This window comes from Eisenibacter elegans DSM 3317, from assembly GCF_000430505.1.
GTDB lineage: Bacteria > Bacteroidota > Bacteroidia > Cytophagales > Microscillaceae > Eisenibacter > Eisenibacter elegans.
The window spans coordinates 201,835-226,722 of the sequence record NZ_AUMD01000011.1; the positions used below are offsets into that span (position 1 = coordinate 201,835).

The 24,888-nt window shown below is 48.7% G+C and carries 22 protein-coding genes and 1 tRNA gene; 8 read left to right on the forward strand and 15 right to left on the reverse strand.

Translation table 11 applies throughout. From position 1 onward, the window contains the following. The first annotated feature begins 85 nt into the window (after positions 1–85). From ctlX to G499_RS18330, 3 genes are all read left to right on the forward strand, one after another. Positions 86–1,294 (forward strand): citrulline utilization hydrolase CtlX, encoded by a 1,209-nt coding sequence (gene ctlX / locus G499_RS18325; RefSeq protein WP_081413593.1) that lies wholly within the window; start codon positions 86–88, stop codon positions 1,292–1,294. A 400-nt stretch (positions 1,295–1,694) separates the two neighbouring features. After that, complete coding sequence (locus G499_RS0101550) at positions 1,695–3,641, forward strand: AAA domain-containing protein (protein ID WP_026998482.1); 1,947 nt, start codon at positions 1,695–1,697, stop codon at positions 3,639–3,641. A gap of 210 nt (positions 3,642–3,851) precedes the next feature. Next, positions 3,852–4,496, forward strand: coding sequence for a 2OG-Fe(II) oxygenase (locus tag G499_RS18330; RefSeq protein ID WP_051295822.1), 645 nt, complete (start codon positions 3,852–3,854; stop codon positions 4,494–4,496). A gap of 70 nt (positions 4,497–4,566) precedes the next feature. Here G499_RS18330 and G499_RS0101560 read toward each other — a convergent pair whose 3' ends face one another. The 4 genes from G499_RS0101560 to ettA form a co-directional block, all read right to left on the reverse strand. Further along, the gene (locus G499_RS0101560; protein ID WP_051295823.1) at positions 4,567–5,070 is read right to left on the reverse strand and encodes a sugar transferase; all 504 of its coding nucleotides are present in this window, start codon (positions 5,068–5,070) and stop codon (positions 4,567–4,569) included. A 122-nt stretch (positions 5,071–5,192) separates the two neighbouring features. Next, positions 5,193–5,564: a hypothetical protein gene (locus G499_RS0101565; protein WP_026998484.1), complete on the reverse strand. Its 372-nt coding sequence runs from the start codon at positions 5,562–5,564 to the stop codon at positions 5,193–5,195. Positions 5,565–5,699: 135 nt separating this feature from the next. Next, positions 5,700–6,467 (reverse strand): cyclase family protein, encoded by a 768-nt coding sequence (locus G499_RS0101570; protein ID WP_026998485.1) that lies wholly within the window; start codon positions 6,465–6,467, stop codon positions 5,700–5,702. A gap of 66 nt (positions 6,468–6,533) precedes the next feature. Beyond that, positions 6,534–8,198 carry an energy-dependent translational throttle protein EttA gene (gene ettA, locus G499_RS0101575; protein ID WP_026998486.1) on the reverse strand — a complete coding sequence of 555 codons (1,665 nt, stop codon included), beginning with the start codon at positions 8,196–8,198 and terminating at the stop codon, positions 6,534–6,536. 235 nt (positions 8,199–8,433) lie between these two features. On the opposite strand from ettA, the gene G499_RS0101580 reads away from it, so the two are divergent. Together G499_RS0101580 and G499_RS0101585 are read left to right on the forward strand one after the other, a co-directional pair. Beyond that, positions 8,434–9,798, forward strand: a complete 1,365-nt coding sequence (locus tag G499_RS0101580; protein WP_026998487.1) for a DUF349 domain-containing protein — start codon at positions 8,434–8,436, stop codon at positions 9,796–9,798. Between the two features lie 129 nt (positions 9,799–9,927). Then, entirely contained in the window at positions 9,928–10,149 is a 222-nt protein-coding gene (locus G499_RS0101585; protein ID WP_026998488.1) for a DUF2795 domain-containing protein, read from the forward strand. 81 nt (positions 10,150–10,230) lie between these two features. On the opposite strand, the gene G499_RS0101590 is transcribed toward G499_RS0101585, so the two are convergent. The 7 genes from G499_RS0101590 to G499_RS0101620 all read right to left on the reverse strand — a co-directional run bounded on the left by G499_RS0101590 (position 10,231) and on the right by G499_RS0101620 (position 16,702). Further along, on the reverse strand, positions 10,231–10,878 hold the full coding sequence (locus tag G499_RS0101590; RefSeq protein ID WP_026998489.1) for a hypothetical protein: 648 nt from the start codon (positions 10,876–10,878) through the stop codon (positions 10,231–10,233). Beyond that, positions 10,815–11,192, reverse strand: coding sequence for a DUF3667 domain-containing protein (locus G499_RS22485; RefSeq protein ID WP_081413595.1), 378 nt, complete (start codon positions 11,190–11,192; stop codon positions 10,815–10,817). The genes G499_RS0101590 and G499_RS22485 overlap by 64 nt, the downstream gene beginning before the upstream one ends. A 174-nt stretch (positions 11,193–11,366) precedes the next feature. Then, positions 11,367–12,452, reverse strand: a complete 1,086-nt coding sequence (locus G499_RS20810; protein ID WP_051295824.1) for an AAA family ATPase — start codon at positions 12,450–12,452, stop codon at positions 11,367–11,369. 215 nt (positions 12,453–12,667) lie between these two features. After that, the gene (locus G499_RS18340) at positions 12,668–13,621 is read right to left on the reverse strand and encodes a DUF3108 domain-containing protein (RefSeq protein ID WP_051295825.1); all 954 of its coding nucleotides are present in this window, start codon (positions 13,619–13,621) and stop codon (positions 12,668–12,670) included. A gap of 34 nt (positions 13,622–13,655) precedes the next feature. After that, the gene (locus G499_RS0101610; protein ID WP_051295826.1) at positions 13,656–14,717 is read right to left on the reverse strand and encodes an aminopeptidase; all 1,062 of its coding nucleotides are present in this window, start codon (positions 14,715–14,717) and stop codon (positions 13,656–13,658) included. Then, positions 14,714–15,808 (reverse strand): aminotransferase class V-fold PLP-dependent enzyme, encoded by a 1,095-nt coding sequence (locus tag G499_RS0101615; RefSeq protein ID WP_026998492.1) that lies wholly within the window; start codon positions 15,806–15,808, stop codon positions 14,714–14,716. Before G499_RS0101615 ends, G499_RS0101610 begins: the two co-directional genes overlap by 4 nt. An 18-nt stretch (positions 15,809–15,826) precedes the next feature. Continuing rightward, complete coding sequence (locus G499_RS0101620) at positions 15,827–16,702, reverse strand: glycerophosphodiester phosphodiesterase (RefSeq protein WP_051295827.1); 876 nt, start codon at positions 16,700–16,702, stop codon at positions 15,827–15,829. A gap of 22 nt (positions 16,703–16,724) precedes the next feature. Between G499_RS0101620 and G499_RS0101625 the strand changes: the two genes are divergently transcribed. Both G499_RS0101625 and G499_RS0101630 read left to right on the forward strand, forming a co-directional pair. Continuing rightward, positions 16,725–17,786 carry a glycosyltransferase family 9 protein gene (locus tag G499_RS0101625; RefSeq protein ID WP_245576625.1) on the forward strand — a complete coding sequence of 354 codons (1,062 nt, stop codon included), beginning with the start codon at positions 16,725–16,727 and terminating at the stop codon, positions 17,784–17,786. Between the two features lie 59 nt (positions 17,787–17,845). Next, positions 17,846–17,920: transfer RNA gene (locus G499_RS0101630), tRNA-Val, on the forward strand. A 247-nt stretch (positions 17,921–18,167) separates the two neighbouring features. On the opposite strand, the gene polA is transcribed toward G499_RS0101630, so the two are convergent. Together polA and G499_RS0101640 are read right to left on the reverse strand one after the other, a co-directional pair. Next, a complete protein-coding gene (gene polA, locus G499_RS0101635; RefSeq protein WP_026998495.1) occupies positions 18,168–20,993 on the reverse strand; it encodes a DNA polymerase I in 2,826 nt (941 codons plus the stop codon). Positions 20,994–21,060: 67 nt separating this feature from the next. After that, on the reverse strand, positions 21,061–21,375 hold the full coding sequence (locus G499_RS0101640) for a DUF4286 family protein (RefSeq protein ID WP_026998496.1): 315 nt from the start codon (positions 21,373–21,375) through the stop codon (positions 21,061–21,063). 646 nt (positions 21,376–22,021) lie between these two features. Here G499_RS0101640 and G499_RS18345 point away from each other — a divergent pair. Further along, positions 22,022–23,890, forward strand: a complete 1,869-nt coding sequence (locus tag G499_RS18345; RefSeq protein WP_051295828.1) for a cytochrome c peroxidase — start codon at positions 22,022–22,024, stop codon at positions 23,888–23,890. Between the two features lie 128 nt (positions 23,891–24,018). Here the strand turns inward: G499_RS18345 and secG are convergent, their stop codons facing one another. Then, positions 24,019–24,408 carry a preprotein translocase subunit SecG gene (gene secG, locus G499_RS0101655; protein WP_051295829.1) on the reverse strand — a complete coding sequence of 130 codons (390 nt, stop codon included), beginning with the start codon at positions 24,406–24,408 and terminating at the stop codon, positions 24,019–24,021. Positions 24,409–24,435: 27 nt separating this feature from the next. After that, positions 24,436–24,804 carry a tetratricopeptide repeat protein gene (locus G499_RS0101660; RefSeq protein ID WP_026998499.1) on the reverse strand — a complete coding sequence of 123 codons (369 nt, stop codon included), beginning with the start codon at positions 24,802–24,804 and terminating at the stop codon, positions 24,436–24,438. Positions 24,805–24,888 lie beyond the last annotated feature (84 nt).

A 24,888-nucleotide genomic window follows, 5' to 3' on the forward strand; every position in this document is an offset into this window, starting at 1 on the left:
CAACTTCGGGCAAAAAGCAGCCCATACCCACACACATCATTACAAAGCATATATACACACGAAAATACTGCAAAAAAGTCGCATTATGGCCCAACAAACGACTAACCATATCTTGATGATTCGCCCGGTGCGCTTTGCTTATAATGAGCAAACGGCGGCCAATAACGCCTTTCAGGATGCTTCCCAACAACACGCCGCCGATACCCAAGCCAAAGCCTTGCAAGAGTTTGACGCAATGGTGCGCACCCTTGGGCGAAAAGGCGTACAACTGACAGTGATAGAAGATACACCCGAGCCCCATACACCAGATTCTATTTTCCCTAACAACTGGGCTTCTTATCACGAAGATGGGACTGTCATCCTATACCCAATGTATGCGCCCAACCGCCGTTTAGAGCGCCGTATGGACATCATCGAGCGCTTTAAGGAACGCTATGAGGTCAGCCGGATTATCGATATGTCACATTATGAAACGCAAGGCAAATTTTTGGAAAGTACGGGTAGTGTCATCTTTGATCGTCCCAATAAGCTTATTTATGCCTGCTATTCGCCGCGTACTGACCGTGAGCTGCTCGAAGAGCTCGCCCAACACTTGGGCTATACGGCTGTAGGGTTTGAGGCGCAAGACCGCCAAGGGCAGGAGATTTATCATACCAATGTCTTGATGTGTTTGGGAACACAAATAGCGGTGATTTGTATGGAAGCCGTTACTAAGGCCGAGGAAAAGGCGATGCTCTTGGCACATTTTGAGCGTACCGGAAAAACTGTCGTTGATATTTCATGGACACAAATGGAGCAGTTTGCCGGCAATATGCTCGAAGTGCAAAATGAAGACGATGAGGCGCTGCTCGTGATGTCAAAAACAGCCTATGATGCCCTCACCGACGAACAACGCGAAACCCTCGCACAGGCGGCCACCCTCGTGCCCTGTGCAATCCCCACAATCGAGCGCAACGGTGGCGGCAGCGCCCGGTGTATGATGTCAGAAATATTTTTACCGCTTCAGAAAAAAACAATGCCCTCCTCAGAGCCAACCCAACATTACGACCCCACTACGCACAAAGCCCACTCTATCTCGGCCTTTATGCAAACCCTCATCGACTTTGAAGCGCAAATCACCAAACGCGAGTTTCAAAAAATATTCGGAGCCGATGCAGGGCTGATTCTATGGCATAAATTTACCCAAAACTGCGGTAGCAATACCACCATTCTCTACCGTATTTTGGATGAACAAGAGCAGGAGATGTTCGATGCTTATATCGAAAAATGTATCCGCTTTCGCAAATACGAATAAACCACTGCGTTAGCCCGCTAATCTCTCGATTTGCGCTATATACTTGATTGACCAACCAAGCCTGTAGCGCATCCACACTCATCTTCTTGGGACTTCCTGATTGCCTAACACTCCTCTATGCCGGATGTTGGGTCTGCTAGGTACTAGCATTTTCTTGGAGCTTGTCTTGCGGCCCATAGTCCCCGCGCTGAGCGTTTATAGTTTGCTCACACATCTCGGCAGGCGCGGGGAGCTATTTGCAGAACGTGAGGCTCGCATCCTTCGTACCCTTGTGCTCGGAAGGCTTCTAGGCTGCTTGCGCCTACATAGCTTCGCGCAAGATTGCATCATAGTACTTCACCATTCGTGGTTTCTACTTTATAAAAAGCCGCTTACGTACGTATAAACGCTCTTAGATATTATGTCTTTCCCTTCTTTCGATACCCTCCAGCGCTTGCTCAAGATGGAGCGCGACGCTGACCGCCAACAGTACCACAGCCAGATGATTCAAACGCCACTGTCGGAGCGTAAGACCAAGGGTTGGAGCTGGTATCCGGTGCGGCTGGCCGGCAGCGATATTGGACTGGGCGAACAGTATCAGCTCAGCCTTGAGCGCCCTTACCAAGCCGATGCCTCGGCCTTTCAGGTTGGGGGGCGGGTGTCTATCTTCCATCTTGATGCCAATGGGGTGGCTGCCGACACACTCCCCGGGGTCATTGTGGCGCTGTGGAAAGACCGGATGCGGGTGGCGCTCAGTGTCGAGGAGCTGCCCGATTGGCTCGACGAGCCCCGCCTAGGGGTCGATATGCTCTTTGATGACCTCACTTACCAAGAGATGGAAACCGCCCTTGAGCAAGTTATCAGAGCCAAAGAAGGACGTTTGGCCGAACTGCGAGCCACCCTCACAGGGCAGAAGCCCGCAAGTTTTGCGGCAGAGGTACCACATTATTATCACATAGCCACGCTCAATGAGTCTCAAAATGAGGCGCTGCGACAGGTGCTGGCTGCCAAAGATGTAGCCCTAGTACACGGCCCTCCGGGAACGGGCAAGACCACCACCTTAGTCGAGGCAATCAAACTTACCCTCGACACCGAAAAGCAGGTGTTGGTATGTGCCCCCAGCAATACCGCCGTAGACCTACTTACGTTGCGCTTGGCGCAAAAAGGCCTGCGGGTACTGCGTATTGGCAACCCGGCTCGTATCGATGAAGACTTGGTGCAGTACAGTCTCGATGCCCAACTATCGGCTCACGACGACTATCGCTACCTCAAACAACTCCGTAAACAGGCCGACGAGTACCGCCGTATGGCCGGAAAATACAAACGTAAGTTTGGCAAAGATGAGCGCGAGCAACGCCAACTGCTCTATACCGAAGCCCGAAAAATAAGCGAAGACGCTCAGGCGTTGGAGAAATATATGCTCAACGATCTGCTCCAAAAAGCGCAGGTCATCACTGCCACCCTAGTGGGGAGTGTCAACAAATACATCCGAGCCAAGCAGTTTAGTACTGTATTTATTGACGAAGCCGGGCAAGCCCTAGAACCGGCCTGCTGGATTCCGATTCAGAAGTCCGAACGGGTGATTTTTGCCGGCGACCACCGACAGCTGCCCCCTACGGTCAAGTCCTTTGAAGCCGCGCAACAGGGCCTGAGCCGTACGCTGTTTGAGCGACTGATGCACACCCAGCCCGAAGCCTCTGCATTGCTGCGCACCCAGTACCGGATGCACGAGCAAGTGATGCAGTTTTCCAATGAGCAATTTTATGAAGGCAAGCTCATTGCCGATGAAAACGTAGCCCAACACAGCCTGCTCTCGCCCGAAGCCGAACCGCAGCCTATCCTCAGCCAAGCAGTGAGCTTTATCGATACAGCAGGGTGTGGGTTTGAGGAGCAACAAAACCCCAAAACACGCAGCCGTGCCAACCAAGAAGAGGCGCAGCTCTTGCTCCGACACCTTACCCAACTAATACAAGCCTTACAGTGGACCCCCAAGGGGCAGCTCAAAACCGATTTTTCGATTGGGATTATATCCCCCTATGCTGCTCAGGTAGAGTTACTGCAGCAGCTATTGGCCGAAGACAGCTTTCTGCAAGGCATCCGTGATTTTGTACAAATTAGTTCGATTGACGGATTTCAAGGTCAAGAGCGCGACATCATCTACCTCTCCCTTGTGCGCAGTAATGAAGACAACGAAATCGGCTTCCTATCTGATACCCGCCGGATGAACGTAGCCCTCACCCGTGCCCGCAAGCGCCTAGTCGTCATCGGGGACAGCGCCACCATTGGTGGGCACTCCTTTTATGAGGCTTTTTTGAATTATGTGGAGCGTATCGGGGCATACCAAAGCGCCTGGGAGTATATGGCATAGACACACTAGAAATTTTCTCTGTTGTAGACATTTGTCCCCAATCAAAACAAGTGTATCTTGGGAGAGGTACTACACAAATTTTATCGGTCAAAAACGCATTACAAACCGGCCTGTGTTGTATCTTCGCAAGCTTTTGTCTGATTTATTTATAATAAATTGATTATCAGGCGATTGTGATGTTACTTTCTTTTTTGACAATATGATGATTTTATGTGGAATGACAATGCCTCTCTTAGCCCTGAGCAGATAGCCGATGCCTTGGCAACAGACTTATATGCGGTTTGTGCCGATTTTGCTTCTCCCGAAGAGGTTTTAGGACTTCGTCAAGCGCTTCTGGCGCAACAGCAGGCAGGGGCAATGCAGCAAGCCGCCATTGGCCGAGGTGAGCAGCAACAAGTCCGTCCGGATGTACGCAACGATAAAATTGTGTGGTGGGAGCCACAAAAGCTACAAAATCCAGTAGAAATTGCTCTCTATGAGCGTTTACAAGCACTTCGTATTTGCCTCAACCGTAGCCTGTATCTAGGTATCAACTATACAGAATTGCACTATGCTTATTACCCTATTGGGGGGCATTATGAGGCGCACTATGATGCTTTCAAGGGTGTAGGGCGGCGCAAAGTGTCGTTTGTATTGTACCTAAACCCAGACTGGCAGCCCCAACACGAAGGAGAGCTTCGTTTGTTGTTTGAGGGGCAAGCCCCCATCGACATTGCGCCTTTGGCTGGCACCTTGGCTTGTTTTCTAAGTACGGAGGTACTGCATGAGGTGCGGCCTACCAAAGCACCACGGTATAGCCTGACGGGGTGGATGCGCCACAGCGACCTACAAGATATGCTTTTGGCCAATGCCTAGTACACAGGCTCCTCTGTGGTTTGATACCAAAATAGAGGGTTATTTGTCTGTCATATCTGAGGGGGGCGGCTTATAAGACCTGCCCGGGGGTATCTCCATCAGGGTTGCGCCACCATTGTAGCCACGTTTGCCAGCAGATATAAATATCAAGTAGGAGAGACCGGTTTTGGACATACCAAACGTCTAGGGCAAATCGGGATTCCCAAGGCAGGGCGTTGCGCCCGTGGATTTGTGCCCAGCCTGTAAGCCCCGGTTTTACGTGATGCCTGCGGCGCTGTTCGGGGGTCATCTTGGATAAGTATGCTACGGGCAGTGGTCGCGGCCCGACAAGACGCATATCTCCTCGAAGGATATTCCACAGTTGTGGCAACTCATCGAAAGAATATTTGCGCAACCATCGCCCCCAAGGGGTGAGGCGAAGCTCGTCGGGTAAGGGAACTCCTTGGGCATTGTATGCTTCGCGCATTGTACGAAACTTATACATCCAAAAGGGGCGCTCACCTTTGCCAATACGTTGTTGTACAAAAAACCAACGTGTGTGATACGCCGTGTGTGTAGTGATATTTTGGTGCATATCCAACAAAAAAAGCCTATGCAAGAGCCGAAGCTTGTGCAGAGGCGCAACAAATCTTAGTAAGACAGTCAGCGGCAGGTGCGCCCCTTCTCTACAAATACAAGAGAGGGCAACAAAATCGCCTATTTTTTCTTACGTACCAGCATCATCAGCTCTTTTTGTACGTGCCAGTCTTTGGCCAGCTTGAGCAGGGCGGTTGCTTCCATTTCGGTTACATAGCCCTTGTTGTTGTTGGCTTCCCAAACCATACTCAAAAACTCCAAGCGCGTCTCTTTGTCGACACTGCCTACAACATCATTGAGGTATTCGCGTGCGCGCTCAAAGGCAGTATAATAGTCAATTGCAATGAACTCATTGGCCCATTTCATTTCATCCCAAGCATCGAAGCGCTCGGCGGTGTTGTTGAGTATTTCTTGTTCTTCTTTATCCAGACCGTGATAGTGAAAAATAACAGATTTCAGCAAGAGGATTGCCTTCTTCTGGTCACTTGTCATTGTGTTCTTGTCTAAAGCCATTGTCCTTGATAGTTTAGTAATTTCTTACTTTACAAATATAAAATGTAAAAGCAAATTATCCTTGTCTTAGGTAGTAGTACTCGCAAAAAAGTATCAGGCTGTCATTTCATTGCGCTATTTTTGAGGGGTTGTTGGGTAAATTACGGGGCGGCTGGGGGCTGCGTCCGTTTCCCAAGCTCCTATTTGTAGGCAGAGCAAGTACCAGCCGTCGGGGAGGTGGTTTGGTACAAATATTAGTTCTGTAATGGTTGCATCTATGCGGGGCTTTGGCGGATAATTCCAAAATCCTTTATGCACCAAAAGTGTGCCATTATCTTGCTCTTTATCTACTGAGGGCAAATCAACCAACAAGTGCTTTACCCCAAGCTCGGCCAAGTACGCTCCTATACAAGGCTCCAGAAACGGGGGGTTGGTACCTGAGTATTGTTTTTGCAGTTTTTCTGAACCGTTAGGCAATGTACGAATAATCAGGGCTTCGGGGGTAATTTTTCCAAGTTTTTTTTTCAAATCAGCCTCCAACACTATTTTGTCATTGGTGGGATGGTGGGCGGGTTGTGGAGTGAGGCTGATCAATTGGGCTATAGCCCATACAGGGCTGGGCAAGGAGGCAATATTGACAGCGCGGTCAGGGCTGATATGGCCATAACACTCCGTGTGAGTGCCGTTGCCGTGTGGCGTAAGGGTGATTTTTTGGTAATTGACGCTCCCTCCTTCGGCCACGCTGCCTACAAAATCACCTTGGCGTATGGTTTCGAATCGTGGGGCATCTGCGTAGTAACAGTTGGGGTTGGCTTCTCCAGCCCGTAAGGGGATGCAGAGATCTGTACCTTGGTATAGGTTGGCCTGCCAGGCGAGGCCTTGATGATGGTGTGTGAGTTGCATTGTGGCATAAAGTCAAAAAGAGCCGCCCCAGAAGCATGGGCTCTTTTGGGGCGGTCTCAGATAATGTTATTTCAAGTTGCGGTACTTGATGCGTGTAGGCGTAACATCGCCGAGGCGTTTGCGGCGGTTTTCTTCATACTCGCTGAAATTACCTTCAAACCAATACACCTCTGAGTCGCCTTCGAAGGCCAAGATATGTGTGGCGATACGGTCAAGGAACCAGCGGTCGTGGGAAATCACCACAGCGCAACCGGCGAAGTTGTCGAGAGCTTCTTCGAGGGCGCGGAGGGTGTTTACGTCAAGGTCATTGGTAGGTTCATCCAGCAAGATGAGGTTGCCGCCTTGCTTGAGAGCAATGGCTAGATGTACGCGGTTGCGCTCTCCACCAGAGAGACTGCTGATTTTCTTCTGCTGGTCTGTGCCGTTGAAGTTAAACTTACTCACATAGGCGCGGGCATTGATTTCGCGTCCGCCGAGCATAATCAACTCATTGCCGCCAGAGATAGCCTCAAATACGGTCTCGTCAGGTTTGAGGTCGTCGTGCTCTTGGTCTACATAAGCAATCTCGACGGTTTCGCCTACTTCTATCTCCCCTGCGTCGGGCTGTAGCTGTCCGGTAAGCATCTTGAAGAGGGTAGATTTACCCGCGCCGTTTGGCCCGATTACCCCTACAATACCGGCTGGAGGCAGCGAAAACGTGAGGTTTTCGTAGAGCAGTTTGTCGCCAAAGCCCTTGGCTACGCCGCGTACTTCGAGCACCTTGCTGCCCAAACGTGGTCCAGGAGGGATGAATAGTTCGAGTTTGGCTTCTTTTTCTTTGGCCTCCTCGCCCAACATTTTTTCGTAGGCATTCAGACGAGCCTTGCCCTTGGCTTGGCGGGCTTTGGGGCTGAGGCGAATCCATTCGAGCTCGCGTTGGAGCGTTTTTTGGCGCTTCGACTCTTGTTTTTCTTCTTGGGCTAGGCGCTTTTGCTTTTGTTCGAGCCAAGAGGAGTAGTTGCCCTTCCAAGGAATACCCTCGCCTCGGTCTAGTTCGAGAATCCATCCGGCTACGTTGTCGAGGAAGTAGCGGTCGTGGGTAATGGCAATGACAGTACCCTTGTATTGTTGGAGGTGCTGCTCAAGCCAGAGGACAGACTCTGCGTCGAGGTGGTTGGTAGGTTCGTCGAGCAGGAGTACATCGGGCTCTTGGAGTAGGAGGCGGCAGAGCGCCACGCGGCGTTTTTCGCCCCCAGAGAGGTTTTCGATTTTGGCATCGCCAGATGGCGTACGGAGAGCGTCCATAGCGCGTTCGAGCTTGTTGTCAAGGTTCCAAGCATCGTGTTGGTCGAGCTTCTCTTGGATTTGCCCTTGTTTGGCTAGGAGCTTGTCGAAATCAGCATCAGGGTCAGCAAAGGCTTCGTTGATTTGCTCGTAGGCTTTGAGCAGGTCTACCACTTCTTGTACCCCCTCTTCGACAACCTCTCGGACGGTCTTGTTGGGGTCGAGCTGCGGTTCTTGCTCCAACAGGCCTACGGTGTAGTTGGGCGAAAAAACAACCTCTCCGAGGTATTCTTTGTCCAATCCTGCAATGATGCGCAGTAGAGAAGATTTACCTGAGCCGTTCAGACCAATGACACCGATTTTAGCGCCATAAAAAAAGGAGAGGTAAATATCTTTGAGCACCTGCTTCTTAGGAGGGTAAATTTTACTTACCCCCGCCATAGAGAAAATAATAGTTTCGTTACTCATGGTTTTTTCTTATTTTTACGTATGATAGCCACCAAGCTACGATTCGTTGTGCATTTTGCCCAAATTTAGGCATTTTTGCACGATTATCGCAGGGAAGTGGAGGCATTGAGATGCGTAATTTTCGCTTTGGGGTATTCCCAAGGTTCGAAAATTTTCACTCTTTCAAACAGTCCCTTAGGCATTTAGCCTTTTTAACAACAACCAAACATACCCATCACAAAAGCCCAAATGTATTATGAACACCACTACTGACCATCAATTTGGATATATCAAAGACGACAAAGTATTTCTAAAAGGATTTCTCACATTTGAAGACAGGCAAATCGGCGTTGTAAAAGAGACTGCTGCTGCTGCCTTGGCTTATTTCGAAAAGCGCTTTGAGTTGGCCAAACAGAAAGTAGAAGAGCTCGAAAAACTCATCTACAGCGCTCAAAATAAAGGCTCTTACTTGATGAAGCTGGTACACATGCGCAAGTACCTCTCGGAGTTTGATGGTTTGGGCGATTTCCCGGCGCTTTTTGCCAAGCTAGATGTGCTGGAGGTCGAGCTGCGCGACCTTATTGCCAATAACCGTCTCAAGAATCTTGATATCAAAAAAGCACTGCTCGAAGAGCTCAAAGAAGTAATCAAAGACCTCGAAAGCCGTGAGTCTATCGAGCAGGTGAAGGAGATTAAGATGAAGTGGATCAAGACTGGCGCTGCGGTAGAAACCTTTAATGATGACCTAGAGGAGGAGTTTAACCAAACCATCGAAAACTATTTCGAAGAGCGCAAAGAGGTATATAAAGCCCGCAACAAGGAAATCAAAGACCGCTTGCGCGCCTACAAAAACATTATCTTTGAAGCCCACGGGCTGAAAAACTCTGATAACTTTGAGGAGACTTTCCAACGCTTCCGTACCCTCCAACAAACTTGGAAAACGACAGGCAAAGTCCCCCACCGCAAAGCTACGCGCCTATGGGAAAGCTTCAAGGCGGCCAACGAAGTGTTTTTTACCCGATACAAAAACTTCCGCGCCCTCCAAGAACAGTTCCCCGATCAAAGCAGCGAAGAAATCAAACAGCAAATTGTACAAAAACTCTATGGCCAATCGATAACCCTGCTCGAAGATCTCTCGCCCGATGCTACCGAAGCCGCCAAAGAACTGCTCGTAGAATGGAAACAGCTGACCTCGACTTTTCAGCAGCTTGACCCGGGTATTGTCTACAAGTTTCGTAATAACTGCGACAAGGTGTTTGAGAAGAACTACCTAACGCGGGTGATGAAGCGCAAATATCCGCTATTTGAAACCAAACTCCCCCTAGAGCAACTCAGCTTGCAGATAGAATGTATGCGCGGCCTCATCCGACGCGAAGAGCAGGAGCTGAGCATCAATCAGGAGCGACTCGATAAAATGGAGCAAGAAAATGCCCGCCAACAAGCGCAATTCAACGCTCAACAAGCACGCGGTGGATATGGCGGATATCAGAGAAGATTCCCCCAAAAACCCCCTATAGACCGTAATCTGCGGCAACTAGCCAGCACTGTCCACGTCCAAAGACGTAAACTTGAAGTAAAAAAACAAATTTTGAGAGAGCTTGAGGAACAATTAGCGCAATAATTGCGTATCTCATCTTACGGAATTTGGCGAAAAGCTTGTTTTTCTAAAACAATTTGCCTATCTTCTGTGTATACGATTGAGTTCCTTCTCAAAAACGTTAATTAGGTATTTGTTAAACCATAGTAGCCTATGTACTGGACGTTAGAACTGGCATCTTATTTAGAAGATGCCCCTTGGCCTGCTACCAAAGAAGAGTTGATTGATTTCGCAATTCGTTCGGGAGCACCCCTAGAAGTGGTAGAAAACCTTCAAGAGCTTGAAGACGATGGGCAACCTTATGAAAGTATTGAGGAGATTTGGCCCGACTATCCCACCAAGGAGGATTTTTTCTTCAATGAGGACGAATACTAATTCGGGCTACCTCCATTCGTAAGAACAATACCGCCTAAAAACAAAGACGCACAGCAATGTGCGTCTTTTTTGTATGCCTGATTAGAAAAACAGCAAACCCAATGCCACTAACAGCACAATGCCCATCATCAAAGTAAACCCATACAAGTTACTCAACCACCAAAGCCTGAAAATAGTCCACCATCGGCTTTGGCCATAAAACACCCTAAAGCCTCGGTATACATACCATATTACGGAGCTTAACAAGACGGTCGTAACAAGCCACCAGCCCGTAAACCAATGGTTGATCCAAAACGTCAGCCCCACCATCAGAAAGAGATAACTGTGTAGGTGCAATACCAAAATAAGGTGCTCCACATAATAGCACCTCACCCGACTATAGCTCATCTGTAAGAGAAAGGCAAAAATCGGGATTAAGAAAAACATCATCACAGAACCTTTGTTGATGACCGAAGTCAGCAATTCTTTTGGCGTAGCCGAAGCCAAGCGCAAGGCCTGCCCCACCAGAAGTTGGTTGATTACCGAGGGGCTTACTCCCATCGAGTCACACATGGCCGCCTTGGAGCGAATGCCTTGGTTTCGCAAAAACAAGGCCTTGCTCGCAGAAATTTTAAAAAAATTAAAATCGCCCTTCGCCTCTTTTTCCCCGGCCAGTATCCGCTGTTCTATGGTCTGGCTGCCGAGCTTGGGGTTGTTTTTAAACAAGACCGACTGCGTAACGAAGGCCATCGTAAAAAAATAAAAAAACTACACACCACATACAACCGGATAGGGGTTACATATTTTGTGCGCTTACCTTCAATATAAGCTTGGCTCGGATAGCCGGGTTTGCTCAAAAAAGGCCACAAACTTCGCCACAGCCTATTATCGAGCTGGCCGACATCATTCAAAAAATCGTAGACAATATAGCGCAGTGGGCGTACTTTCTGATGGTTTTCTTGTCCACACTGTGGGCAATAGTTAACCGGAGTATCAAATATATAGCCGCAATTGAGACACTGGTCGGTTTTTATTCTTTGCTTGTTCATAGGGAAGCATATCATTGACCAACAAATATAGCGGCTCAGATAATATAAAAGGCAAATATTTTATGGAGATAGCTATGTTGTACTCAAACAAGGTTTTGGGCCGTCTCGAAGCGCTAGGTATCCATAGCCAAAAACCCACGGGTTGGGTCGTGGGTTTGCAAGCATATCCAATGATAGGGGGCTAGCTATCTAAAACCCAATTTTGACCTTATCTTCTTTGATAAAGCCAAGATCTGATTGGTTGTAGATGTCTGCCAAGGTCATCGGCTTGTCAATGGCCGTATTATAGCCAATCTTATTAGAAAGATGCTGGGCTTTTTCGGCATCGAGTGGGCGAAACTCATAGGTAGCAATCAGGCGGCCTTTGCGCAAAAGCGCCTTGTCTATTTTGCTGATATGTGTGTTGAAAGTACAGAGAATTTGGATGTTGAGGCAATCCGAGAGGAGGCCGTCAGCCAAGTTAAGCAAATTAGACACCGACATGTTGCGCCCGTTTTCGCGTGCTTCTACAATGCTTTCAGCGTCTTCTACTATCAACACAGAGTTGGGGTTGGAGATAAGCAGAGGCAGAAAATCCGGCGATGCGATTTTGTAGGCATACTCGGGTGGGATATAAATCATCCTTTTGTCGATACGCGAAGTCAGGTATCGGATATAGCTTGTTTTGCCCGTACCGGGAGCGCCATAGAGCAAGACCAGCCCTTTGTCATTGGCCGAATTGAGTCGGTTGATAATGACTTCGTGGACAGGCTCAAAGTCATCATTGTAGTTTTCTTGGATATTGAGGTTGTTTTTTTTGACCTCAAAATCACGCAGGCAGAGCGTCTTTTGGCTTTCGTAGAGCAAAAAGATTTTACTTTCGGCCTTGGGAGCCTCTACAGTGTTGCGCGCTGTTTGGACTAGTGCCTGGATACGCTCTTCGGGGGTATGGTCGCCGTGTAGGATTTTGAACTCGCCATCGTCCTCATCAAAGTATACCATCAAATCTTGCTCGATGTGCATCAGAAAACCTACCAAACGGATACGCTCTTCGCGTTTATCAAAGCGGCGGTAGCGGCAGACCTGCTCGTCCGACACCTGATGGGTTTGGCAGAGGGTCTCAAAAAGTTTATCCGTATTGAACGAATCGTAAAACACCACCATATTGGGGGCTTGGTCATTGATGGCAATGAAATATTTGGCGTATTCTATCTTGCTTTGGTAATCGACAAGGTCGTCGTAACGAAGCGTGAGGGATACATTGTCGGGCTTAGCGTTGCTAATCTGATTTTTCATACAAAACAAAAGCTGCTTATTCTAGTGGTTTGGAGTACTTCTTGTGTAGGGAATGGATACCTTATGGGCCAACGAAAATGCGGATAATTATTTTTAGTCTAAGGGTTTAAAGTTACGAAAAATCCAGCAAATTGTTGCAAAATACCAAAAACAAAAACCGCTCCCTTAGCGCTTTAAGCAGAAAGGGAGCGGTCAGTCAGGATGTTTTCGGGAGCTTATTTGGCAAAGTTAAAAGGTGCTTTGAGGTTGCGGTGGTTGGTGATTTCAAGCACTACCTTTCCTAGAAATATCTTGGCTTCTACTTTAACCGGGATGCGGTTGGCATCGTCCGACACCCAAAACACCAGCGAACCATCGCCGGTGAAGATATCGTTTTCAAACTCGCCCATCATTGGTGTAAACTTAAAGGCATTTACTTTGCCAAACTTAGTATCGACGACCTCGCGTCCATCATATCGGATAGAGAAGTTATAGGTCTGGTCTTCAAAAATAGCCGGGATAGTGATTTTATTTCCCACACCTATTTGCTTATCATAGTCGATAGTGCGTAAGTAATAATATCCGCTGACGATATCTTGGGGGTAATAGTGCCCGGTTTGTGGGTCTCGGAAGTTGGCCGGGAACACGACATCCTTAATTTCTGATGTTTTTTCGAGTTTTTCGGTTTCGGCAGTAGTGCTTTTCTTCTTCTCTTTGTCCTGAACCGTAAACTGCTCAAAGGAAAGCTTGGCTTTGTTTTGGAGCGGGTTGAAGTCAATACGTTCTTCGCGGCGGTATTTGTTTTCGGCGATGTATCGGTAGAAGCGGTGTGGGGCGATGGCCGCCGTATCGATATACGAGCGCCAGAGGTCTTCCACACGGTATAGTTTGAGTGCGCCGGTAGTTTCTCCGGCTACGTCGACCTTATAGCAAATACGATCATTGACCAGCCAGAGCTTATTGTCGACATTGATACGGGCAATTCCGGCATTGATGACCCCGTAGTGCAGCAGGTATTCGATGTATTCTCCCCTGCCGAAGTTGTGGTTTTTAATCACACGATAGCTGGCATTGTGTAGCTTGGCGTGTAGGTCATCAGCTTGAGACCCTTGGTGCGAAAATACAAACAAGCCCGTACCGAGCAGTAGCAGTCCGAGGCTATAATATACATACTTCAACATAGTAGCCATAATTTTTGGAAAAACATAAAGGTTGAACGAGGGACTATTTGTGGTATTTCTGCTTTAGATACGATAAATATGCTTGAAAGTTTTGGTGAAAGCGCTCGCGCCATTCTTGCTCAAATACATTTTGCTGCCCTCTGTAGGTGAGGTAGGTCATCAAGTAGGTGTTGTTGGGCAGGCTATTGCGGAATCGCCCTCGGTAATATGCCGGGTATTCAAAACTAACTGTATCCAAGGTAGTAACTATTTTTTGTAAGAAAGCCTGTTTACGTTGGGCTTTGAGCCATTCGGGGGTATTGGGGCCAAAACTTTTGTACAGACTGTCGAGCTGGTTAGCTGCGCCGAGCCAATGTTGGTCGTAGCGCTCTTGGTCGCGTTTGGAGGCTTCGTATTGGTGTACTTGGGGAGAGGCGGCTCCATATTTGACCTGTAGGAAGCGTAGTGCGCCTTGGTCGCCGACAAAGTCAGCTAGGTTTTCGTTGTAGTCTACACTGTCTTTGACCCATAGGGTGCCGTGTGTGAGCTCATGGATGATAAGCGCCGCCAGTGCGCCTTCGGGCCAGTCGAGCATGTGGCTCAAGATAGGATCTTTGAACCAGCCCAAGGTAGACCAAGCCGCCACCGTGCCCACATAAGTATCATAGCCTTGCTCCTGAAGCTTGTGAGCATAGCTACGGGCCTTTTGTTCTTCAAAAAAGCCGCGATAGCTCATATCTCCCAAGAAGCCATAGTTCCAAGTTTTGGCTTCGAGCGCATAGGGCTGTGCAGCCGTTACGACCCAAAGCACGGGTTTGCCTTGGGTGTCGTAGAGGTGCTCATAATTGTCGGAAGGCTTGATACCTAGAGAGTCTATGGCGAAGCGTTTGATCTCTTGTACTAGCCTGACCTTGGCTTTGACAGAATCGGGTACTTGCGTATCGGCCAATACCTTGGCAATGGGGCGGGCGTTCCATAGAATCTTAAATTGCCCATAGCCTTGCCCAATACCATAGATAATCAGGTCAAAATAACTGACTCCCAACACCAGCAAACAAGCCACCAGTGTATAAACCAAGCGCCGTAGTACGGGCTTGGTGATTGGAAGGCGCAAAGATTTGCTCATAAGCTTTTGAGGGCTTGGATGAGTTTGGCTACGGCTGCTTCATCGACAGCGGGGAAGTTGGCAATGCGTAAATGTCGGGCTTTAAACTGAGCATAGCCGCTGCCTACGTGTAGGCCTTGGGCTTGTAGGGCTTCGACCCAAGCGCCTGCGTCGCCGTCGGTTTGGGCTACGATGACGGTAGGCGAGCGGTGTGTGCGGTTGGCCACAAAGGGAGTGAGGCGGGGGTGGCTTTCGATGGCCTCATACAAGGCATCGGCCTGCTGGGCAATGCGCCGGCGCAACACACCAATACCTTCCTGACACATGGCCTCACTGACTTGCGCCAAGAGGTAGATACCCAGTACATTGGGAGTGGCCGGAGTTTGCCATTGTTCGGCTTGCTGCCAAAGTTCGCATAGGCGGTGGTATGTGCCCGTAATTTTGCCTGAGGCCTCTAAAGCTTCAGCTTTTTTGAGGCAACGCTCATTGACCAACCACACGCCCAAACCCGCCGGAAGGCCAAAGGCTTTCTGTACCGAAAAATATGCCGCATCAATTTTCCGAAAATCCAGTGTAGGATAAGGCGCAGAGGAGACCATATCAACCGTGATGAGTTTGTCGGAGAAGGTGTCAGCCACTTGATGAATCAGGCTCTCGGGTGTGATGACCCCGGTGCTGGTCTCGTTATGTGTGAAGGCAATCATCTCGGCGCTCTCACAGATAGCCAAGGTCTGGAGGGTATCTTGTAGCTCAAAGCCCTGCCCCCAAGGTTTTTCATACTTGATAGAGCTTTTTTTGAGTAGGCTGGCAAACTCATAGAAGCGCTCCGAAAAAGCTCCATTGACTAGGTGTACACTGCTATTGCCCACACAATTCAACAAAAGACGCTCCCATACCTCTGTGGCAGAGGCCGTAAACAAGACGCGGTAGTTGTCGGGCAAGTCAAAAAGCAGGCGGAGGTTTCGGTCTACCTGTCGGTAAATATCCTTAAATCGGCTGCTGCGATGCGATACAGAGGGCAGGTGGCTTTGCAATGCCTGTGTGAGGTATTGCTCTACGCCGGGGTAGAGTTGCGCCGGCCCCGGGGTGAAATAGGTCGTAATCTGTGTCATAATCTTGTATACAAAGTACTAAAAATCAGAAGGATACAAGGTGTATCTCGCAAGGGCGGGATAGTTGGTAATGATGCCATCAATTCCCATATCGGCTAGAGATTCCATATCTTTGGGGTTGTTGACTGTCCAAGCATATACCTTTTGAGCTTGTTGATTGAGGCTTTTGATTAGCTTGGCATTGATAAACCTGTAGTTGGGATGGACTCCTTGTACAGGACGGTAGCGGGTAAGGTATCCTAGCTTCAGGCCTTTGTTGAAGTGTAAGGGAAATATTGTCAGCGGCCCAACGACCAGCTGGTATGTGGGGACTTTGGGCGCAATCTCTTGTAGTCGCCTAATAGCTTCGCTGTGAAATGATTGGAACAGGCACCAGTCTTCGGCTTGTGAAGCCCTGACCAACTCTGCTACTTGCTCTTCCAAACCATTGTTGTATTCTTTGAGTTCTATTAATAACTTTGCTTTGCCATTGATGTAGCGCAATACTTCTTCAAGGGTCGGGATTCGCTCTCCCTTGAATTCATCATTGAACCAACTGCCGGCATCCAATTGCCGGATTTGCGCCAAGGTCAGGTCTGCCACCAAGCCTTGGCCGTTGGTAGTACGGTCAACGCTATAGTCGTGTATCACGATTACCTGTTTGTCTCGGCTAAGCATCACATCTATCTCGATGATGTCGGCCTCAGCTTCTATGGCCTTTTCGATGGCAGCCAAGGTATTTTCGGGAGCAGTGCCCGAAGCACCTCGGTGGGCGATGATGTCAATATGAGGCTTACGCTGTTGGTAGGTCAATAGTCGTGCAACAAAAAAAGGGTTACCCGATAAGAGCAATACCAAGGGCACAAACAACACCAAGGCAATGACCAAACTCCAATACTTAATATTTGTACGCATAAGCGAGATATTTTAAACTATTTTGCGCTACTTTTACGAAGGTCGATTTGATATGATGATACACGCCAACGCTGCCCCTCCCCCCGATTTGCAGAAAATCCTAATTATCCAAACAGCCTTCATCGGAGATGTGATTTTGAGTACGGTTTTGATAGAAAAGCTGCGCCAACATTATCCTCAGGCTCGTATTGACTTCTTGTTACGCAAAGGTAACGAATCATTGCTCCAGGGGCATCCACAACTTACCCATTGCTGGGTTTGGGACAAGAAGCGCTCACGTAGCAAAGAGGTCTACCGTTTGGTCAAAGCCCTAAGAGCCGAAAAATACGACTTGGTAGTCAATGCGCAACGGTATGCTACCACTGGGCTTTTCACAACTTTATCAGGGGCTAAATATACAATAGGTTTTGACAAAAATCCACTTTCCCGTTTTTTTAGTACGCGGGTGTCCTACAGGTATGATGCGCGTATCCACGAGGTACAGCGCATACTCGACCTCGTTACGCCCCTGACTGATGGTGCTTTCTTACGCCCCAAGCTTTACCCTACTGCTGACGATTTTGCACTGATAGCGCCTTACATTGAGCGCAAGCCTTATATCTGTATTGCCCCTACTTCGGTATGGTATACCAAGCAGTTTCCTGCTCAAAAGTGGATAGATTTTCTTGATGTTTTACCAGAGCAATATCAAGTATACTTGATAGGTGCTCCTGAAGACCACGAGCAATGCGCCCTCATTGCCCAACAAAGCCAGCACTCCAATATTCATAACTTAGCAGGGAAGTTGCCACTCTTGGCCTCTTCGGCCCTGATGGCACAAGCTACCATGAATTATGTGAATGATTCGGCTCCGCTACACCTAGCCTCGGCTACCAATGCACCTACTTGTGCCATATTTTGCTCTACTACGCCTGATTTTGGCTATGGCCCGCTGTCTGATAACGCCACCATCGTACAAGTAGAAGAGCTGCTAGAGTGCCGCCCCTGTGGCACGCATGGCCACAAACAGTGCCCTCTTGGGCATTTTGCCTGTGCCCTCAGTATCAGCAGTATGAAGCTGATGGAGGTCTTGCCCACAGAATAAAAGCAGATTTCCTTGTTGGGGGAATGCCCCAAAAGTGTATCTTTGTAAAAATTTTTGAAGGATGTGTAGCTCAGTTGGTTTAGAGCATCACCTTGACAGGGTGGGGGTCGGGGGTTCGAATCCCTCCACATTCACTAACTATGTTGTCGCAACTACGTTGCTAAAAAAAGCCCCTTAGGGGCATTACGTCGGTAGACAATTAACATACAATCACAAAAAGCTCCGTAGGAGCGATACCGTTAGCCATGTCGTTTAAATGCAGCCTTATTTCATTTTGGCTAACACATTGCATGCCGCTTACTTCCTAGGGTATTCTCAAAATAACCCTTCAAGGTTTTCAAACCTTTGAAGGGTTGGGTAGTGTGCAGCAATAAAGCAGCATTAGTGCGCTTCTAGCCAGTTTTGGCCTATACCCAGCTCTACTTCTAGAGGGACAGGGAAAGAGGGGAGGGCTTGTTGCATCGCCTCGACGATGGCCGGGCGGAGCAGGTCTAGCTCTGCTTGGTGTACATCAAACACCAATTCGTCGTGTACTTGTAGAATCATTTTGCTACGCAGTTTTCGCGGCTTCATCCACTCGTGTATCCGAATCATGGCCAGCTTGATAAGGTCGGCAGCGCTGCCCTGAATGGGCGCATTGATGGCGTTACGCTCCGCAAAGCCGCGCTCTACCGCATTGCGAGAGTTGATATTACGCAGATAGCGGCGGCGGCCTAGGATTGTTTCGACATATTCTTGGCTGCGGGCCTTGTTGACTACATCATCCATATACTGTTTGATAGCTGGAAACTCCTCAAAATAAGCCGTAATGATTTCGCCGGCTTCTTTGCGTGGGATGTTGAGCCGCTGCGACAGGCCGTGAGCCGAAATACCATAAATAATCCCAAAGTTGGCTGTTTTGGCTTTTCGGCGCATATCCGAACTAACCTCCTCTAAGGGTACTTTGAAGATTTTGGCGGCAGTAGTGGCGTGGATATCTCGCCCTTGGCGGAAGGCCTCTATCATCGTTTGGTCTTGGCTGAAGGCCGCCATAATGCGCAGTTCTATTTGCGAGTAGTCAGCTGCCAGCAGTATGTGCTCCGCCGATGCCGGTACAAAGGCTTTCCGGACTTGGCGGCCTTTGTCAGTACGGATAGGAATATTTTGTAGGTTGGGGTTGGCCGAGCTCAAGCGTCCTGTTGCGGCTACGGCTTGGTTGTAAGAGGTATGTATACGGCCATCGCGGGGGCTGACGAGGGTAGGCAAGGTATCCACATAGGTGTTTTTGAGCTTTACTAGGGCGCGGTGTTCCAAAATCTCGTGGATGATGGGATGTTTGTCGTCCAGCTTCACCAAAATCTCTTCTCCGGTGGCATATTGTCCGGTTTTGGTTTTTTTGGCTTTTTCGTCGAGTTTGAGTTTATCGAATAGGATATCGCCCAGCTGCTTGGGCGAAGCGATGTTGAACTGCTCTCCGGCAAGGGTATAAATACGTTGTTCTATGGCCTCTATTTCTTGCCCCAGTTCTTGAGAGATGTCTGCCAGCGCCTCAGTATCAATCCGTACTCCGGAGCGTTCCATATCGGCCAGTACTGGCACTAGAGGTGCTTCTACAGTTTGCATCAACCCTTGTAGGTTCAGTTCCTGTATTTTGGGTGCAAACAAGATTTTGAGCTGCCAAGTAATGTCAGCATCTTCTATCGCATATTCTTTGATTTGCTCCAGCGGCACATCCCGCATAGAGCCTTGTTTTGCTCCTTTTTTGCCGATAAGCGCTTCGATAGAGACGGGCTCGTAGCCGAGGTAGTTTTTGGCCAAAATATCCATATTGTGTCGTGCGTCTGGCTCTAGGAGGTAATGCGCCAACATTGTATCGAAAAGAGGGCCTTGGAGCTGAACCCCATAATTGGCCAAGACAGTGAGGTCGTACTTGAGGTTTTGGCCTACTTTTTCGATACTGGGGTTTTCTAATACTTCCCTAAACTCTTCGAGCAAAGCCTGAGCCGCTGTTCTATCTGCCGGAAAGGGGACATAATAACCCTCGTGTGGATACCAAGCAAAGGCAATGCCTACGAGCTGTGCTTCGAGGGCATCGAGGTTGTCCGTTTCGGTATCAAAACAAAAAGCCGGCAGCTGCGACAGGCGGTCGAGCAAGCGCTTGCGCCATTCGGGCGTATCGATGAGCTGGTAGTCGTGTAGGGTGCTGTGGATGTTGCGGAAATTGGTAGGCAATATTTCTGCCGGAGCAGGTTGTTCAGACGCGTCTTCGTCGGTGCTGCCTCCCCCAAACATATCCATTTGTCCGGCGGCGGCCTTAGATTTGCGTTTGGTAGGGGTTTCGGCCAAGGCTGGCGCTGCCGAGGGATAGAGCTTTTTGAGGTATGTGCGAAACTCCAGCTCTTCGAGCAGAGGCTTGAGTTTGTCGTCGTCGAAGGGAGCCATTTCGAGGCTTTCCAAACTCCACTCAATGGGTGTTTCGGTATGAATGGTTGCCAGTTGTTTGGAGAGAATGGCTTGTTCGCGGTAGGTTTCTACGTTTTCTTTTTGCTTGCCTTTAAGTTGGTGGGTATTTTCCAGCAGCCCTTCGAGGCTGCCATATTCCTTGAGAAACTTTACGGCTGTCTTGGCGCCCACACCGGGGATGCCCGGGATGTTGTCGACACTGTCGCCTTGCATTCCGAGGAGGTCGATGACTTGCGCAGGGTGGTCGATTTCGAATTTGGCCTTCACTTCTTCTATCCCCAAAATTTCTACCCCATTGCCAAACATAGCGGGTTTGTAGAGGAAAATATTTTTGTCTACCAGCTGGGCGTAGTCCTTGTCGGGTGTCATCATAAAGACCTCCAAATCAGGGTCTTTGGCGGCTTGCTTCGCGATCGTGCCGATGATGTCATCGGCCTCATATCCGGGCAAAACCAAGGCCGGGATGTTGAGCGCCTCCACTAGTCGATAGATATAGGGGATGGCCGTAGAGATATCTTCGGGTTGTTCTTCGCGGTTGGCTTTGTAGGCTTCAAAGCTTTCGTGCCGGAATGTCGGCCCGTGGGTATCAAAGGCGATGCCGATATGGGTTGGCTTTTGTTTTTCGAGAATCTCAAATACACTGTTGGCAAAGCCATAAACAGCACCGGTATTGATGCCTTTGGAGTTGATACGGGGGTTTTTGCTAAAAGCAAAATGCGCTCGGTAGATGAGCGCCATTGCGTCTAAAAGAAATAATTTGGCCATAAGAAGAGTCTATCAGCAAGATGGGCTTTTGCATGAGGAATGGGGTAAATAGCAGCAAGTTACAGCGCTAAGGGTGTACTACTTCTAGCAAGGTACGGAAGGCCAATACGCGCTCGCCATATTTTTGGCGGGTTTTGGCTTGTAGTTCTGGAGCGTGGTGTTGGCTGTATTGTACAAAGTCTTCCAAGCCCTTCAGATAATATTGTACGGCATAGGTGGTCAGCCCTTGAGCTTCTTCCTCTGCTTGGAGCATCCGCAAAAGCTTGTACTCTACAAACAGTTGTGTGCTCATCACCTCTGGAATGTGTTCGGTGAGCATCCACTGGATAAACTCGTCGTGTATATCGTTTTCGATACTAATGGTTACGTTGTAGAGTATCATAACTTTTAAGGGGAATATATTGAGAGAGCGTGTGATTTTTGGGAAAGTGGGTGATTTGCTGCTCCAAAATCACGATAGGTGGGCTTTTTTGCTTGAGGAGCTAGACCCAGACACGAAATGGCTTGCTTTTGATGTCATCATACGATTCGGGCAAGCTCTTACAAAAATAGTGATTTTGGGTACAAACTGTATATTTTGAAGAAAAATGATGGCAAACATACCTCCAACGGATGATACGCTGAAGTTATCGTTTTTAGCACACGTGTTGTCATATCAAATGTGGTAGGATCACGCCACTGGATGTTTTCTGAAAAAACCGAAATATGGTTTCTCCTTTGCGCTTAAATATGTGTCAAGAATCCGTGTTGTTATACCCAATCAGAATTGGTTTGGTAGCGTTAAGTGCTGAAAATCCTTGAGTATCAAGAGAATCAAATCCTGTAAATCCTCAAATCTTGTTATAAAATGCGCACAGCAACGACAAAAACCAAAAATGTTCAGTGGCGTGTGATGGGATAATAGCGCTATCTGAGCGATTTTTGTGTAAACCTTGTGTCTATACTGTTAGTTTTGGGATTAAGTTGTAGATTTGCAGCTAGTGCTTTATTTAGTCTAAGTTTAAATTTCTGTTCTATCTCAATAATTTATGCGGTATATATATCTGAGCCTCACCTGTTTTGTGGGATTGGTGCTTTGGCTACAATGTACTCCAAGTCCTGCAGATGCGCCTACGTCGTTGGTAGTTCAGGGCTTTCGGCAAGACCTCCAAAGCCTAGACACCAAGCTTGGAGAGTTAGAAAACATACTCACACAGGCTAACCCTTCGGCTTGGCAAGAGGCCTTTGGTAGTGCACGCTTGGCCTATAAGCGTACAGAATACCTTGTTGAGACACAATACCCCGAAAGCGCCAAAGCCCTCAATGGAGCGGCTATTGCCGAAATGGATGCGCAAGATACTACCAAAACCATTGCTCCGACAGGTTTTCAGGTAATAGAAGAATGGCTTTTTCCGGAGGCTGACCCCACTCAACAAAAAGCGCTACAGCAAGAGCTGGCTACGATGCGCCAAACGGTTGCGGAGCTCATACAACACAGCCAGCAGTTGACCTTGACCGAGAGTCAAATACTTGATGCGGCTCGGTTGCAGGTTTTCCGTGTCATTACGCTCGGTATTGTAGGGTTTGATTCGCCGGTGGCACTCTATAGTCTGCCCGAAGCCAAGGCCTCACTCGAAGCTGTTCAGGCCGCAGTACTTGCCCTGGCCAAATCCCAAAACAGTACTGAGAAGGACTTATTGGCCAAGGCCTTTACCCAAACAGTGGCTTACCTCGACCAACACTTGGCTGATTTTGATGCTTTTGACCGGATGGCTTTCATTCGCACACACATCAACCCTCTTACGACTGCGCTCTGGGAGTATCAGGTGGCGCTTGACATTCCTTTCCCTACCGACAAGCGGATGTTGCGGGCAGATGTAAAAACACTATTTGATGTCCAAGCCTTTGACCCCAACTATTTTGCTCCCGGCCAATTGGCGCAGCTTAGCCCCGAAAAAGCAGCGTTGGGCAAGATGCTTTTTTTTGACCCCATCCTCTCCAGCGACAATGAGCGCTCGTGTGCCTCTTGCCACCAACCCGACAAGGCTTTTACTGACGGTATTGCCAAGAGTGTGGCCTTTGGCAAAAAAGGCCATATTGGGCGCAATTCGCCCACCCTTGTGAATGCGGCCTTTCAAGCCAACCAATTTTACGATGGCCGTGTGGAGACCTTGGAGCAACAAGCAGCAGATGTGTTGGCCAATATCGACGAGATGCACTCCTCTGCGGAGGCCGCCGCCGCCAAGCTGGCCAAGGTGCCTGCCTATGTAGCCCTGTTCGCCAAAGCATTTCCCGAGGCCAAACAGCCCGTTACGGCTGAGAATGTACAAATCGCGCTGGCTTCTTTCACCCGTCAACTGTCTTCCTTCGATTCGCGCTTCGATCGCTATCTGCGTCAAGAACAAGGGGCTGCCTTGAGTCCCGAAGAGCTGCTAGGGTTTAACTTGTATATGGGCAAGGCTAAGTGTGCCACCTGCCATTTTATGCCTTTGTTCAATGGTACAGTGCCGCCAAATTTCACCGAAACTGAAGCCGAAGTGATTGGGGTTCCCCTAGTGGCGGTTACGAGCAAGGCCGTCATTGACCCTGATGTCGGGAAGCAGGCCATAGCGCCAGGTTTCCTAAACCAGTTTGCTTTCCGTACTCCCACCGTACGCAATAGTGGGCTCACGGCTCCCTATATGCATAATGGGGCTTACGAAACGCTGGAGGCAGTGATGGAGTTTTATAACCTTGGTGGCGGAGCCGGTATCGGGATTGACCTACCACACCAAACGTTGCCCACGGAGCCGCTCAATCTCAACGAGCGAGAGCTGAAAGCCCTCGTGGCTTTTATGCATACCCTCACGGATGTGCCTGCTTTTGGCAAGGCTCCTGAGAAATTGCCTACTGCTCAAGCTCCAGTAATAGCATATTGAAAATACATCAGGCTGTAGTGTTGTAGTACATTTTGACATAGGCTACGAAGCCTATGGTACAATAAAAAACGAGTCATCACTAGTGTATATACTAGCAATGACTCGTTTTTTGTGCTTTGTACCAAGCCTTATTTGCTCGAATCAGCGGGGGCTGTCAAGTCCAAAACTTCAGTGGTAGCATCTTGCTCAGCCTCAACAGGGGCGCCCTGTTGCTGGATAGGCGCTGCTTGCCGTTGTTCTTTGGCTTTGCGTTCGTTGACGCTTCTGAGGCGGTCTTGTTGGTTGGTTTTGTCTACAAAAAATCCGGTATTGGTAATGAGACTCAAGACCATCAGTGCGGCTCCAAAGCCCCAAGTAAGACGTTCTAGGATGTCTCCGGTTTTGCGTACGCCAATCATTTGGGTGCTAGAGCCACCAAACTGGGCAGATACGCCGCCTTTTGATTTTTGTGCCAATACTACCAATACGAGCAATACGGCCACGATGGCAATCAGTACGATAAGGAGGGTGTACAACATAGGGTTATATCGTGTAGATGAATAAAATTAGCTTTTCAGAACGTCTATTTGTGCTTTGAAGTAATCTCGTTTTTCGGGGTACTTCTGCATCAGTTGTTGGTAGATGAGAACAGCCTCGTCAAGCTTGCCTTGGTTAAATAGGGCGATGGCCATCGATTCGCTCACATCGTTTGAGGGTGCAAAGTTAGTATTTTCTTCGGGAATAGCGCTGTTGTCAATGTTTTTTTCTGTAGTGTATGGGAGAGCCTCTGTGGCTGTATTGGGGAGGGTCTCCAAATCATCCGTAAGGATTTCGATTTGGTTGAGATAATAGCGCTCTTTGTCGGGATTTTGGAGCATCAGTTTTTTATAAATCTCGATGGCTTGGTCTGTGTTTCCCTCATTGAAATAGCGCATGGCCAGTTCCTCGCTGACAGCAGGTGTTTTCGGGCTGGAGGGCTCGGTTTGGGTGCTTTGTTCTTGTACTCCTTCGGTGAGGAT